The sequence below is a fragment of the Burkholderia sp. AU32262 genome (genome assembly GCF_020419985.1).
Classification (GTDB): domain Bacteria; phylum Pseudomonadota; class Gammaproteobacteria; order Burkholderiales; family Burkholderiaceae; genus Burkholderia; species Burkholderia semiarida.
The window spans coordinates 15,554-29,165 of the sequence record NZ_JAIZRS010000018.1 but is presented as its reverse complement, the minus strand read 5'-3'; the positions used below and the strand labels follow the sequence as shown (position 1 = coordinate 29,165).

The 13,612-nt window shown below is 63.4% G+C and carries 12 protein-coding genes; 1 reads left to right on the top strand and 11 read right to left on the bottom strand.

Annotation, left to right across the window (positions count from 1 at the left end; all coding sequences use genetic code 11):
• Positions 1-72 precede the first annotated feature (72 nt).
• Positions 73-1,110 carry an AraC family transcriptional regulator gene (locus tag LGN10_RS21595; protein WP_059640038.1) on the bottom strand — a complete coding sequence of 346 codons (1,038 nt, stop codon included), beginning with the start codon at positions 1,108-1,110 and terminating at the stop codon, positions 73-75.
• A gap of 225 nt (positions 1,111-1,335) precedes the next feature.
• On the opposite strand from LGN10_RS21595, the gene LGN10_RS21590 reads away from it, so the two are divergent.
• The gene (locus LGN10_RS21590) at positions 1,336-2,445 is read left to right on the top strand and encodes a fatty acid desaturase (protein ID WP_226224982.1); all 1,110 of its coding nucleotides are present in this window, start codon (positions 1,336-1,338) and stop codon (positions 2,443-2,445) included.
• A gap of 44 nt (positions 2,446-2,489) precedes the next feature.
• Here LGN10_RS21590 and LGN10_RS21585 read toward each other — a convergent pair whose 3' ends face one another.
• From LGN10_RS21585 to LGN10_RS21540, 10 genes are all read right to left on the bottom strand, one after another.
• On the bottom strand, positions 2,490-3,110 hold the full coding sequence (locus LGN10_RS21585) for an HAD family hydrolase (RefSeq protein WP_060314183.1): 621 nt from the start codon (positions 3,108-3,110) through the stop codon (positions 2,490-2,492).
• A 121-nt stretch (positions 3,111-3,231) separates the two neighbouring features.
• Entirely contained in the window at positions 3,232-4,104 is an 873-nt protein-coding gene (locus LGN10_RS21580) for a hypothetical protein (protein WP_226224981.1), read from the bottom strand.
• Between the two features lie 51 nt (positions 4,105-4,155).
• Entirely contained in the window at positions 4,156-4,812 is a 657-nt protein-coding gene (locus LGN10_RS21575) for a TerD family protein (protein ID WP_060314191.1), read from the bottom strand.
• Between the two features lie 97 nt (positions 4,813-4,909).
• Positions 4,910-5,926, bottom strand: coding sequence for a DUF475 domain-containing protein (locus tag LGN10_RS21570; RefSeq protein WP_226224980.1), 1,017 nt, complete (start codon positions 5,924-5,926; stop codon positions 4,910-4,912).
• Between the two features lie 42 nt (positions 5,927-5,968).
• Positions 5,969-6,709 carry a VWA domain-containing protein gene (locus tag LGN10_RS21565; RefSeq protein WP_060314197.1) on the bottom strand — a complete coding sequence of 247 codons (741 nt, stop codon included), beginning with the start codon at positions 6,707-6,709 and terminating at the stop codon, positions 5,969-5,971.
• A 27-nt stretch (positions 6,710-6,736) separates the two neighbouring features.
• Positions 6,737-7,843 carry a toxic anion resistance protein gene (locus tag LGN10_RS21560; RefSeq protein WP_226224979.1) on the bottom strand — a complete coding sequence of 369 codons (1,107 nt, stop codon included), beginning with the start codon at positions 7,841-7,843 and terminating at the stop codon, positions 6,737-6,739.
• A gap of 350 nt (positions 7,844-8,193) precedes the next feature.
• Positions 8,194-9,531: a virulence factor gene (locus LGN10_RS21555; RefSeq protein ID WP_226224978.1), complete on the bottom strand. Its 1,338-nt coding sequence runs from the start codon at positions 9,529-9,531 to the stop codon at positions 8,194-8,196.
• A 47-nt stretch (positions 9,532-9,578) separates the two neighbouring features.
• The gene (locus LGN10_RS21550) at positions 9,579-9,842 is read right to left on the bottom strand and encodes a PAAR domain-containing protein (protein ID WP_060966367.1); all 264 of its coding nucleotides are present in this window, start codon (positions 9,840-9,842) and stop codon (positions 9,579-9,581) included.
• A gap of 9 nt (positions 9,843-9,851) precedes the next feature.
• Positions 9,852-11,333: a virulence factor gene (locus LGN10_RS21545; RefSeq protein WP_226224977.1), complete on the bottom strand. Its 1,482-nt coding sequence runs from the start codon at positions 11,331-11,333 to the stop codon at positions 9,852-9,854.
• Positions 11,330-13,591, bottom strand: coding sequence for a hypothetical protein (locus tag LGN10_RS21540; RefSeq protein ID WP_226224976.1), 2,262 nt, complete (start codon positions 13,589-13,591; stop codon positions 11,330-11,332). Before LGN10_RS21540 ends, LGN10_RS21545 begins: the two co-directional genes overlap by 4 nt.
• Positions 13,592-13,612 lie beyond the last annotated feature (21 nt).

Genomic DNA, 13,612 nt, shown 5'->3' with positions numbered 1-13,612 from the left:
CTGAAGGCTTGAAGAAGCATCCGCGCCCGCGCGGGAACCGGCCCGCCGATGCGGGTGCGCCGTTCGGCGCGTTCAGCGCCGCTCGCTCGGCGCCACGCCCGTCCAGCGCTTGAACGCGCGCGTAAAATTGGCGCGGTCGGTATAGCCGACACGCGCCGCGATCTCGTCGACCGGCAGCCGCGTGCCTTCGAGCAGCCGCAGCGCGTCGCGCAGCCGGATCTCGTCGAGCAGCGCCGAATAGGTCGCGCCGTATTCGGCCAGCTTGCGCTTGAGCGTGCGCGCCGACACATGCAGCTCGCGCGCGATATCGTCGACCGACGGATAGCCGCCCTCGCCGCAGATCAGCAGGTTGCGCACGCGCTCGACGATGCTTTCCGCGTAGCCGAGCCGCGCGAGTTCGGCCTCGCACTGCTGGACGATCATCTGCGCGGTCTGCGCGTTCGCGGTGCCGATCGGCTCGTCGAGCAGCGCGGCGTCGCAGCGGATGCGATTTGCGCTCGCGTCGAAATGGCAGCGCGGCAGGCGCGCGCGATAGCGCTCGAACCACGGCGGCTCCGGCCATTCGAAATGCAGTTCGGCACGCGACTGCAGCGTGCGCCCCGGCGTCGGATACAGCAGCGAATTGAACAGGATCGCGGTCTCGACCAGAAAGTTTTCCACCGCGAACTGGCGCAGCCGGCCGAGCGGAAACGCTTCGCGCACGTCGATGTCGACGATGCCGTCGAGCTGCGCGAGCCGCACCGAGAAGAACGGCACGCGCGTCGGCAGGTAACGGATGCCGAGCGCGATCGCCTCGCCAAGCGTCGCGCAGCTCATCAGCCCGAAGCCGATCAGCCCCGCTTTCGTCAGGCTGCTGCGCAGGCCGATCTCGATCGCGATCGACGGATCGTCGGTCGCGTCGAGCAGGTTGAACACGATCGCCGCCTGCTGCAGCGGCGTGATGCGCGCATCGGGCTGCGCGAGCCGGTCGCGCTCGACGCCCGAGCCGGCGAGGATGCGGCCGCCGTCGATGCCGCGCTCCTCGGCCAGCATCAGCATGAACAGCGCATACGCGGACGATACCGTCGCCTTGTTCAACTGGCGCGCGGCATCCGGAACGGACGGGACCATGCGGCTCACTCCGGGCGGTTTCGGCGGATTGTAGCGTCGCTGGCCCGCCATGACACCTTGTCGGCACTCTAGCGCGACGACATCCGCTCGGGCGCGCGCCCGCCGGCCAACGTGGCCCGAAATGACACCACGATTGGCACCAGCGGCCCTCGCACGCGCGCCGGCACGCGCCTATGCTTGTCGCATCGGCATTGCGCCCCACTCCTTCCGTACGGATCCCGGTCGATGAGCCACCCCGCACGAACCGCCTTTCGCCACGACGCAGACAAGGTCGCGTACGTCCGCCGCGAAGTCAACGCCGCGAGCGACGCGATCCGCGCGCGGTTTCCGCTGCTCGACAACCAGAACCTCGTCGGCGCGACCGTGATGGCCGTGTCGGTCGGCGCGATGCTCGCGATCGCGTGGCTGTATGCGCGCGGCGCGATCGCGTGGTACGTCGCGCTGCCGCTCGCCGCGTTCGTCACGTCGTTGATCCACGAGCTCGAGCACGACCTGATCCACCTGATGTACTTCAAGAAGACACCGTGGGCGTATCACCTGATGATGGCGCTGTGCTGGCTCACGCGGCCGGGCACGATCAACCCGTGGACGCGGCGGCGCATGCACCTGCATCACCACAAGGTATCGGGCGGCGAATCGGATCTCGAGGAATTCGGCATCACCAACGGGGAGCGCTGGGGCGTGAAGCGCGCGCTGATGATCGCGGACGGCATGCTCGCCGTCGTGCTGCGGCCGGCCGCGATGCGTCGCAAGGTGAAGCAGTACGTGGCCGCGCAGCCGGTGCAGGATCCGTCCGAGCGCCTGCAACTGCGCGTCGAGCAGCTGTCGTCGTACATGCCGATCGGTCACCTGTACTACACGCTGTGGCACGCGTTCATCGTCTATCACGTCGGCCTGTTCGCACTGCATGGGTTCGGCTACGCGGTGACGGTGCCGGCCGTCGTCGAACGCGTGATGAGCGTCGTCGATTTCCTCGCGGTGGTGTGGCTCGGGCCGAACTTCCTGCGCAGCTTCTGCATCAACTTCGTCAGCTCGAACATGCATTACTTCGGCGACATCGATTCGCGCAACGTGATCCAGCAGACGCAGGTGCTGAACCCGTGGTGGATGCTGCCGTTTCAGTTGTTCTGCTTCAATTTCGGCAGCACGCACGCGATCCATCACTTCGTGGTGCGCGACCCGTTCTACATCCGGCAGCTGACCGTGCGCACCGCGCATGCGGCGCTGCGCGAAGTCGGCGTGCGCTTCAACGATGTCGGCACGTTCGCCCGCGCGAATCGCTGGGGCGCCTATCGTCCGTCTCGCGGCACGCGCGACGCGCAGGCCGACGCGTAACGCGTAACGCGTGACGCGTGCGGCGCGCGGCGTCAGCGCCGGGGTCAATCGCCGATCGGCGGCATCGGCCCCTGCCCGCGAATCCACGACCAGTTCGCGAGCTCGGCCATTTCCTTGTCGCCGCGGCTGTCGCCGTACGCGAACAACTGCTTCGGCGGCCGGTTGCCCCACCATCCGCGCAACCGCACGACCTTCTGCGGCCCCCAGCAATTCTCGCCGTCGAGCCGCCCGGCGAAGACACCGCGCTCGAACGCGAGCCGCGTCGAGAGCACCGCGTCGAAGCCGACCGTCTTCGCCCACTTCTCCAGATACAGCGACGGCGACGCGCTGACCAGCACGACTTCATGCCCGCGCGCGCGATGTTCGCGAATGCGTTCGAGCATTTCCGGACGCACGAGGCTCGGCAGATAACTGTCGACGAACGTGCGCGCGTGTGCATCGAGCGCGTCTTCGCGGATCGGCCCGAACGCGAACGACGCGAACTTCGCCTTCGCGTCGCCGCGCGACAGCAGCCCGGCCTTCATCGCGAAGATCCACGGCAGCGCGCGCAGCCCTGCCCACGCGAAACGCGGCGTGCCGACCGCCTGGCGAACGAAATGGCGGAAGCTGTCGGTGGTCGTGATGGTGCCGTCGAAATCGAAGGCGGCGACGATGCGGTCGGTCATGGGGAATCGGCGGGAAAGCGGTGAGATGCCGGGAAGATAGCAGAGTCGGGGCCACCCGCGCGAAACCGTATCGCCCGACACGAGACCCACGCGCACCGAAGCGCGCGGTCGCATCGTTCCCTCAGCGCGGCGGCCGCGCGGCCAGCGCCGCCGGCAGCACGACGTTCATCAGGTGATCGGCGCGCGACAGCAGATCGGTCACGCGCTCGTCGAGCCCGCGCAGTTGCGCCGGCTGCATCCGGATCTGCTGGACGGCCTGCCCGACGATGTTGCGGCGATCGAACAGCGTGCGCTCGACGCCCGCGTCGTCCGGCGCCCGCACGACGTCCGACACCGCGCTCAACGCCGCGAGCACGACCACGAGGTTCTCTTCCGCATGGCGAACCTTCGCGGCGAGTTCCTCGGTACGGCGCGGGAAAAAGCCGAGCGACTGCTTCAGCGCGCCGAGCGCCGCGCGGTAGTCGACATGGCTGGACGCCCCGCCGAACCAGCGTTCGAACATGCCGGCCTTGCGCGTTGCCTGCGCGAGCATCCCGGCCATCATGTCGGCCGCGCCGAGCTCGTTGAATTCGCGCGTCGTCGCGGCGACCGCTTCGACGAGGTTGCCGGCCGTCTCCAGCGCACCGTCGCCGATCGTCGCGACCGTCGCGAGCTTCAGCGGCACCAGTTGCCGGATATGCCGCTCGATGCGCGGCGCGTAGTCGGGATAGAGATTCGGAAAGCTGGCCTGTGCGGCGCGGAAACAGGCTTCGAGCTGCGGATGGTTCGATTCGCCGAACAACGCGCGGCCGACCGCATCGGCCGGCGCCGTACGCACGGCTCGATCGGACGCGGGCGCCGGCCCGAGATCGAGCGCCCGCGGGGCGGGCCGCGCCGGCGCACGTGCGTTCGACGCGCCGGCCGTGCCCGGTGCGTCGAACGCAAGACGCCCGGGCGTAGGCTCGGGCGTCGTATCGAACTCGAGCCGCTTCGGCTCGTCGGACGGATTCGTCATTGCTGCTTCCTGCCCGGCGCGGCGGCGTGCCGCGCGCCGGGCCGCCGCCAGTCAGACCGCGCCGCCGTATGCGCGGACGAAATCGCCGAGGCCGCGGTTGTAGCCCGCGCCGACCGCCTTGAACATGAAGTGGCCGTCGCGACGATAGAAGCTGCCGACCTGCACCGACGTCTCCATCGAGAAGTCTTCCTCGAGCGCATACTTCGCGATCACCGTACCCGACACCTCGTCGGCAATCTGGATATAGCTGTTGCGGACCTGCCCGAAATTCTGGCGGCGCGCTTCGGCCTGGTCGATCGTCACGACCACGGAGATTTCCTCGACATCGGCCGCGAGCTTGGTCATGTCGATGAAGATCACTTCATCGTCGCCGCTGCCGCTGCCCGTGCGGTTGTCGCCGCTATGCACGACGCCCAGGCACTTCGACGAAGGCATCCCGCGCTTCGGGAAATCGTCGCCTGGCTGGATGAAGGTTTCCTTGCGCTCCATCGTGCGCACTTCGCTGTTGTAGAACACGAAATGCTGATCCGAGATCAGCTTCGGATTGCTCTGCTCGTCGTACTTGCACAGGAACACCGACACGTCGAGATCGAAATCCGTGCCCGTGTCCGTCGCGTTCGCGTCCCAACCGAGACCGATGCGGAATTTCTGCGTGCCGGGCGCTTCCTTCGACAGATTGACGCGACCGCCTTTCGACAAATTGATCATCTGAACCTCTTCTGCGGGAACCGCCGTTACGCCGGCGGCGATGCCGGGCCGCATGGAGCGGCCCCTTCGTTGATGGTTTTCGTGCCGCGCGACGCGCTTACTTGCCCGCCACCGCGGCGCGGTCTTCCCTGCGCTGCACGACGATCGACGACCACACGGCCGCGGCGATCATCGCCGCGCCGATCAGGCCCGTGACGACTTCGGGCACCTCGAACTTCACGCCCAGGAACATGATCGTCGCGAGCGCGCCGATCGCCCAGAACGCGCCGTGCTCGAGAAAGCGGTACTGCGCGAGCGTGCCCTTCTTCAGCAGCACGAGCGTCATCTCCCGGATGTAGGCCGCGCCGACGCCGAGGCCGAGTGCGATCAGGAAGATGTTGTTCGACAGCGCGAACGCGCCGATCACGCCGTCGAAGCTGAACGACGAATCGAGCACTTCGAGATACATGAAGCCCGCAACGCCTTCGCGCACCACGCGCGTGCCCGTGTCCTCGCCGCCGACGAGGTCACCCACGCCGTGCGCGATCACGAATCCGATCACGCCGAACGCGCCCGCGAGCAGGAAGCTGACCTGCTCGGCCGCCGGCACGTAGAACGACGCGATGATCACGATCGCGAGCGTCAGCGCCACTTCCAGCGCGGTGATGCGGCCGAGATGGCGCATCGGGCCTTCGAGCAAGCCGATCCAGTGTTCGTCCTTCTCGGTGTCGAGCATGAACTTGAAGAACACCATCAGCAGGAACGCGCCGCCGAACGCCGACACCTCGTGATGCGCGGACGTCAGCACCGCCGCGTACTTGTCCGGCGATTCGATCGCGAGCGTCAGCGCGTCCCACAGGCCGATGTGGCCGATCACCGCGACGATCAGCAGCGGGAACACGAGCCGCATGCCGAACACCGCGACCGGCAGGCCGAACACCATGAAGCGGTTGCGCCACTTCTCCGACCAGTTCTTGAGCACCGACGCGTTGACGACCGCGTTGGCGAGCGACAGCGAAATTTCGAGCACGCACAGGACCGCGACGATCAGCATGTCCTTCACGCCGCCGAGGAGATAGGCCGCGATCAGCGCGAGCGCCGTGAGCGACAACGGGATCTTGAAGTCTTTCAACATGATGGGGTAATCGAGTTCAAAAAATGGGTAGGCGGGATACGCTTACTTCGCGCGCACCCAGTCGCAGAATTCCTGCGTGATCAGCTGTTCGTAGATCTGTTCGTCGCTCAGGTCGAGCGATTCGAGATGCAGGAAGCCGACGTTCGGCATTTCGTTCGCGACTTCCGCGAGGAAGTCGAATTCGCTCGGGTCGCCGACGCCGACGAGCGACCAGTACAGCGGGAAATGCTGCGAGTCGGCCAGCAGCTGGCGCACGCGCTTGCGGTCGTTCTTCGGGTTCTGGCCGTCGGTGACGAACAGCACCCAAGCGGGCAGATGGCCGTTCGCGGGCGCCGAAGCGGCCGGTGCGGACGTATCGTCCGCGCCGCCGAACAGCCGACTCAGGAAACCGCGCTTTTCTTCGCGCTTCGGCTCCGGCGCGCGGAAGAAGAAGTCGACGATGTCGTTCATCACCGGCGCGTACTGCGTGCCGCCCCACTTGTCGATCCGCGCATTGAGCACATGATCGGAAATGTACGAACCGTAGTTCTCCGGCGTCGCGGTCGGCAGGCGGTCGTAGCCTTCGGTGAAGGTCCACGTATCGACTTCGCCGTTGTCGTCGAACTTCAGCGCGATGCCGAGGATCCGGTCGTGCGTCTCCTGGATCACGCCCGACTGGTACAGCGGCTTCGCGGAGCCCGAGATGTCGAGCGCCGCGCCGACGCGCACGACGGGCGGCTTCAGGATCTGACGTTTTTCGAGGACGATCGCGACCTTCGCCGCGCGTTTCTCAAGCGTAATCATGCGGTGTTCTCTCAGGTTTCTTGGTTGTCAGTTCTGCTTCGGAGCAAATCGGGTGATCAGGTCCTGTTCGAGCTGGCGCAGGCGCGGCGCGTCCTGCTCGCGCTGGCGGCGGCCGTCGGCGATGATCTGCGTGATGTCGTCGAACGCGCCGAACAGCTGCTGCTGCGCGTATTCGAACGTGTCGGTCGAGATCACCGGGCGCTGGCCGAGCTTCGCGACTTCCTGCGCGTTCTGGCGATTCAGGTCGGCCTGCGCGCGGATCGCCTCGTCGGCCGCGTCGTACGTCGCGTTCGCGAGCGCCGCCGCGCGCTTCGTGCTGAGCTGTTCGAGGTAGAGCGCGAATGCGTTGGTCCACGCGGGGATCAGCACGGTCTTGATCGTCATGAATTTCGACGTCAGCGTGCGTTTCTGGTCCTGCTCCATCCGGATCTGCGGCGCGAGCTGCTTCGACATCAGCATCGCGCGGTCGAGATCGTCGAGCTTGCTTTCGAGCGCGTCGACCTTGCGCTTCACGTCGAGCAGGCGCTGCGCGGCGAATGCGTCGTCCGCCGGCTGCTGGCCGGCCGCCAGATGCGCGCGCAGCGCCGCGAGCGCCGTTTCGCCGTGCGCCTTCGACTGCGCGAGTTCCTGGTGCAGCGCGTAGTTGTCGTTGTACATCCGCTCGAGCTCGTCGATGCCGGCCTTCTGGCGCTGCGCATGGTTTTCGAGCTCGACGACGAGCGTGTCCATCCGCTTGCTCACCGATTCATATTGCGACAGCAGCTTTTCCTTGGTCGAGCGGAACAGCCGCGTGACCTGCGTGAGCAGCCCGCCCTTGTCGGCGCCGCGCGGGTCGAGCCCTTTCGCGGTCGCAATCAGCTCGTTGAGCTTGTCGCCGAACTGGTCGGCGTCCGAGGCCCGGACGCTCGCGAGAATCTGCTGGGAGAAGGCGGCGATCCGCGTGCCCTGCGTCGCGCCGAGCTGGTCGATCTCGTCGACGGTGATCAGGCGCGCGTGTTCCGTGGGCTGCGCTGCCGGCGCGACGACGTGGGCAGCGTTGGCGACGGCGGCTGGCACGGCGACGGGTGACGAAGGCGGGGTGGAAGGACGATCGCTGACCGCATCGGATTGCTTGTCGTCGAATAGCGGCTTCATGTGGCTACCCCGTTTCCTTTTCTACTTTTTGCTACGTGTTGTCGTGCGCGCGAGGCGCGCTTCCGTGGTTGCCGTCGTGCTCTCTCACGGACGGCAGACGGACAATAATGGGCGGCGGTGCGGCTCGTCAAGCCGGGCCAATCTTTCATTTTCCATACTTTTTGTAATATATGCGGCGGAAATTCCGACACTGCCTCCGGCAACGTCAGGACAAGTGCCTTGATGGAGCACGAATCCGGGTTCCTCGGGGCACGTCGGCAAAGAGAAATGGAAAGTATTTTGAAAGAATTAAGCTCTCGCCATTCCGCTGATTGTTACAGATCGCTTAACGCGAGCCCTTGCGTCGCGCCCTAGTACGAATAGCCTTGCGACGCCGGGCGCGCATCGTGACGGCGGCCCCACCACGGCAAGTACGCGTTGTTCTCCCCGCGTGCGCGGAACCAGTCCTTGCCGGGATCGATCGGTGTCAGCTTCGACGGCGCAACCACCACCACGGCCGTCGGATGCTCGGCGTCGGTCGTTCCCGCCACGAGCACGTTTCCGCCGAGATGGTTTGCGCGGCCGATCGCCAACGCCACATCGGTCAGCGCCGCGCCGGCGCCCATGTCACCGAGCAGTGCCGACGTGTTGAAGGTCGCGTCGCGGAGGTCGCTTTCCGGCACGGCGTGCGCGAGCCCTTGCGAAAGCGACGCGGCCCTTGCCGACGCGGCAGCGCTGCCCTTGCCCGCATCGTGAATAACGTAGTTCAGCGACGAGACAGCGACGCCCGCATTGCCTGCCGCCGCATCGATCGTCGACTTCCATGCCTGCCCTCCCCGGCTGCCGCCCTGCTTCGCGTCGAAATCCTCGACGTTGCCTTGCGCCGCCTTGCCGATCCATGCCAGCGGTTCGCGCTCGGTCTTCAGAGCCGGGCCGGCGAGGAACAGCACCACCATGTTCTCGTTGATCTGTTCGTCCTGAGGGGGAAAGCTTGGCGCGTCCCAGTTCATCACCCACACGCTTTTGTCGGGATGCGCGGCCAGGTAGTCCAGCGCGGCGTTCAGCGACGCGAAGCCGGCATTGCCGTGGCCCGACGTCACGCGCACATCGGGCGGCGTATCGCTGCTCCATAGATTTTTTGCGGAGGGGTTGCCGATTTCGTACGCATTTACCATTTCGTCGCGCAAAAACGCGCCGGCAGCGACCGGGTCGAGACGGCCGGCAGGAAGTGCGAGTTCGACACGCACCCCGGCCAGTTCACGCCACTCCCGCTTGTACTTCGAGCCGATGGTGTAAAAATAATCGGGGTTCATCACGTAGCGCGTTCGAAACAACACAAGGAGTTTGTCGACGTACTTTTCATAGAACCCGGAAAACGTCTCACTTCCCCAGTTACCATTCGCAACGATGGAAACCGCCTGCAAGGTCGAGTATTTTTTGGGGTTTGTCCGCACCATGTCGTCGTTGGCGTTCGGTTTCACCAACCCGAGCGTCCACAGCAATTGCCACTCGGTCGGATAGTCACGACGCTGCAGCGGATTGAGCCATTCAAGTCCGACAACTTGAGCAACAAATGGCGCGGCAGATGCGCCTTCGACAGATTGCGCCGATGTGGTGCTCGTCTCGGCCCGCAACGGCGAACCCGACACGAGTGTCGCCACGAGGATCGAGACGCACCCGATGCGTCTGGCAAGCGTGAAACAGTGCATGAATATTCCCGATCGAGCCGACCAATCCCGAGCGCCGGTCCGATAATTCATTCCCGTCCGGACGACGCCAGACTCGAAATCAGCGTCGCGCCACACGATGTCTTGTGACCATCGAATGCGGCCGGCTTCCCGTCGACGATGACCTGCGGATCGCCTTCGGCGATAAAGCAGGCCTGATGGCCCGTGATCGGGCAGACACACGTATCACCGAGCCGCGCGACCGGCCGCCCCATCACTTCGCTGACCGCGCTGCCGGTCACGACCTGACCGCCGTGGCTCGTTGCGTCGCCGACCCGAATGATTCCGCGCATGCGTGTTCCTTATTCCGAATAGCCTTGCGGAGCCGGACGCGCGTCGTGACGGCGGCCCCACCACGGCAAGTACGCGTTGTTCTCCCCGCGTGCGCGGAACCAGTCCTTGCCGGGATCGATCGGTGTCAGCTTCGACGGCGCAACCACCACCACGGCCGTCGGATGCTCCGCGTCGGTCGTTCCGGCTACGAGCACATTTCCACCGAGGTGATTCGCGCGGCCGATCGCCAGCGCCACATCGGTCAGCGCCGCGCCGGCACCCATGTCACCGAGCAACGCCGATGTATTGAAGGTCTGCGTGCGGAAATCGTATTCCGGCAGAACTTCTGTCAGCGTCTGCGACAGTGAGGCAATGCGTGTCGATGCAGCATCGCTGCCCTTGCCCGCGTCGTGCACGATGTAATTCAACGACGACACCGGCACGCCAGCATTACTCGCCGCCGTATCGATCGTCGACTTCCATGCCTGCACCGCACGGCTCGCGCCTTGCTTTGCCTCGAAATCCTTGACGTTGCTTCGTGCAGCCTTGCCGATCCAGGCGAGCGGCTCACGCTCGGTCTTCAGGTCGGGGCCGGCGAGGAACAGCACCACCATGTTCTCGTTGATCTGTTCGTCGTTCGGCGGGAAGCTCGGTGCATCCCAGTTCATCACCCACGCGCTTTTGTCGGGGTGGGCGGCCAGATAGTCCAGCGCCGCGTTCAGCGACGTGAAGCCGGCATTCCCCTGCCCCGATGTCACATGCACGTCCGGCGGTGTGTCGTGGCTCCATAAATTTTTGGCGGACGGATTTCCTATTTCGAAGAAATTAACAATCTGATCTCGCAAATGTGACGATGCCAGCCCAGGATCGAGTCGACCAGAGGGGATTGCCAGCTCGATATGCATGCCAGCCAATTCTCGCCACTTCTTCTGACTATCCGCGCTAACCGTGTAAAAATAATCCTGATTCGTGAAATATCGAGTCCGGAAAAGCACCAGCAGCTCATTGATATATTTCTTATAAAATCCGGAAAACGATTCACGCCCCCGGCGACCATCGGCCACGATAGAAATCGGTTGCAATGTTGAATATTTTTTTGGATTGACCCGAACCATGTCATCGTTGACATTCGGCTTTACCAGGCCGAGCGTCCATAATATCTGCCACTCGGTGCTGTAATCCTTGCGCTGCAACGGGTTCATCCAGCCAAGCCCGACGACCTGAGCAACGAATGGTCTGGACGCCCCAGCTCCGGTAATTGGAGCCGCCTTCTCGTTCAATGAAGCCGCAACCGCTCGCGGACCCGCAATCACCGCTGCAAATGCAAATACCATGATTGCCACAAGTCCTGGAACCAGGACTAACCGCTTCATCAGAGTTCCCATGCTCAACAACGCTCCTGTCCCGTCATCAGACGAAACCAATATCAAAACCGATACACCCAGCGCAAGAAGCAATGCACCGCCGGCGACTCCGGCACGACGCGGCCATGTAGCGATGGCCGATCTCATAAATGGCCTCCAAGCTTCAGGAAAAATCCACCATCTCTTTCGTCGTGTATCTTGGAAGGCATTTTTGCATGATCATCCTTAACAACCCAATCTTGCAAAAACATTTTTTCACACTTTCCAGTTATAATATATTCTGCCATCTTACCATTTTGACCCTCATCACCCAAACTATTGGCAAATCGCCAATCAGCCTGAATCCTGATTTCTTCAAAATCCATCTCGGTCAGATAACAAAGCCCAATTGCAACATCATAAGCCAACGCCTTTTCAGCATGGTCCTTGTTGGTCATGATGGTCGAATGGTTGGTGGGGTTATTCTTTTCCCCGCCGTTCAGAATCTGAAATATCTCCTTGTTCCGCCATTCCGTATAGTCAGCACTCGCTGCCCCCGGATTGTCCTCCCCGACCACGGTTCCGATCTCGTCGACCCAGCGACGATTTCCGGATCTCCGCGCTTCCATGCGAAGAATCGAATGATCCTCATACCGCTGCGCAGCCTCGGACGCCGCATCGCCCTGTGCTTTCAGCGCATCACCCTCAGTCTTGAATTTTTCCGACTTCGCGTCGAAGTTGTCGTACGGATCGTCATCGCGCTTGCTCTCCTTCTTGGCATCGCGCGCAGCCGACGGCGGATCGTAACTCTCGTTGAAGCGCCCTTCCTCAATCGGTTTCCCCTGCGCATCGCAAGCGCCCGACGGTTTGTCGTAGCGCAACGCCTGCGGAAGGAAGCGGGTCTCCTTGTCGAGCATCGGTGCCGTAATCGGGATTTCCCAGTCTTTCGGCGGATCGGCATTGACCGCCATGTTAGTCAAATTGAACAGGTAAAGAGCCGGGCTCGTTGCAATCGTGAAAAACTTCGCGATCCACCCTTCATTGGAATGCGTGCCTCGTCCAAGACCATACCGTGCAGGTGGTGACGGCGGATACCAGAAACCCTCCTTCTGGTTCTTGTCCTTGCGCCAGTCATCCTGCCAATACCGATAGAGCTTGTTCTCTCCGCCCACCTCGAAATTCGACGCGAACACGCGCTGCGAGAAAACACCCCACCCGTTGGTCGCACTGATCTCGTCGACACTCATCCCGCGCCAGCCGATTCCCTGAACGGTCAAGGCCGAAATGACCTGATCGTGCGGGCAACAGTACAGCGTCACTCTGCCGTACGTGTTTTTCTGGTACAACCCGTGCGCCTCGCGGTCCTTGGCTGCACTATACGGTTTGCCGCCATTCTTCGACGGCCTTGCGTTTTCCATTGCGCGATCCAGATCCTCCGCAGGCATCTCGAGCTCGGCCCGGGTACGCAGGATATCGAAGTACTCCCTCAGCGTTTCCTTGCGCGCGACATAGGTCTCGCGCCCCACGTGCCCGTTCTTGTCGCGCACCCCGCGCTGGGCCCACGAGTCGGTCATGTTGGCCTCGACGAGACTGTACGGGGGATTGGCGAGAACATAGGTATCGGCGACGCAGCGCCCTTTCTTGCCCCATTGATCCGTCACCTCGGGCAAGCGGTCTCCAAGGAATGCAGCGGCAAGGCCGATCATGTTTCCCTGACTGTGGCACACGATCGTGATCGGCGCGTCGGCCTGTCGCTTGCGGATCGACTCGACCAGGCGTGCAAGCCGCAGCGCGCCAAGCACACCGTAAGTGCGCGGTGGCGTGGAGTAGATTTTTCGATTGCCGATGCCATTCATGTGCTGGACGGTCAGCCACAGGAAAAGCCGATCGTTCAACCCGTCGTTCCACAGATCCGGCAAACTCGTACACCCGCCCGCGAACGGGCCACCGCCCCAGTAATTCTTTTCGTTGAGCATGATCTTGTCGCCATACTCCTTCAGTTCCTCCGCGTTCGCGGCATAGCCCCACCGAAAGTGGATGACGGGCGAAAAGGACGGATCGGGCTTGATGTACGTCTTCGACGACATGTCCGGATTCAGGAAACCGTCTGGCGTCAGGCTTTCGATATAGCTGACCGGCGTCATCTGCCCGGCCACCGGCCCCCAATGGAACAGTTGATCGTCATAACGCCCCATGCGCCGGTTCAATCCGGCACACAACCCTTTCTCGGCGTCCTTGAACCATTCCCCTTCCGAATTCACCCCGTGCACGAAAATGACGACGCCCGGCAACGGCATCTGCATCACGCACTCGAGGTCGTTGCGGTTAAACAGTGTCGTCCCCAGTCCACCGCCCACCGAAGTCTGCGACGGGTCGTCCGTCGACGGTTGCCCGCCCGGGTTCTGCGCAAAGTTGTAGTTGAACATGTTGTTTTTCTTGAAGACTCA

Excerpts from the sequence above, each read along its gene's own strand:
- LGN10_RS21555 (WP_226224978.1), bottom strand. The coding sequence starts at position 9,531 with ATGCACTGTTTCACGCTTGCCAGACGCATCGGGTGCGTCTCGATCCTC.
- LGN10_RS21575 (WP_060314191.1), bottom strand. The coding sequence starts at position 4,812 with ATGATCAATTTGTCGAAAGGCGGTCGCGTCAATCTGTCGAAGGAAGCG.
- LGN10_RS21580 (WP_226224981.1), bottom strand. The coding sequence starts at position 4,104 with ATGACGAATCCGTCCGACGAGCCGAAGCGGCTCGAGTTCGATACGACG.
- LGN10_RS21590 (WP_226224982.1), top strand. The coding sequence starts at position 1,336 with ATGAGCCACCCCGCACGAACCGCCTTTCGCCACGACGCAGACAAGGTC.
- LGN10_RS21595 (WP_059640038.1), bottom strand. The coding sequence starts at position 1,110 with ATGGTCCCGTCCGTTCCGGATGCCGCGCGCCAGTTGAACAAGGCGACG.
- LGN10_RS21550 (WP_060966367.1), bottom strand. The coding sequence starts at position 9,842 with ATGCGCGGAATCATTCGGGTCGGCGACGCAACGAGCCACGGCGGTCAG.
- LGN10_RS21545 (WP_226224977.1), bottom strand. The coding sequence starts at position 11,333 with ATGAGATCGGCCATCGCTACATGGCCGCGTCGTGCCGGAGTCGCCGGC.
- LGN10_RS21570 (WP_226224980.1), bottom strand. The coding sequence starts at position 5,926 with ATGTTGAAAGACTTCAAGATCCCGTTGTCGCTCACGGCGCTCGCGCTG.
- LGN10_RS21540 (WP_226224976.1), bottom strand. The coding sequence starts at position 13,591 with ATGTTCAACTACAACTTTGCGCAGAACCCGGGCGGGCAACCGTCGACG.
- LGN10_RS21565 (WP_060314197.1), bottom strand. The coding sequence starts at position 6,709 with ATGATTACGCTTGAGAAACGCGCGGCGAAGGTCGCGATCGTCCTCGAA.
- LGN10_RS21560 (WP_226224979.1), bottom strand. The coding sequence starts at position 7,843 with ATGAAGCCGCTATTCGACGACAAGCAATCCGATGCGGTCAGCGATCGT.
- LGN10_RS21585 (WP_060314183.1), bottom strand. The coding sequence starts at position 3,110 with ATGACCGACCGCATCGTCGCCGCCTTCGATTTCGACGGCACCATCACG.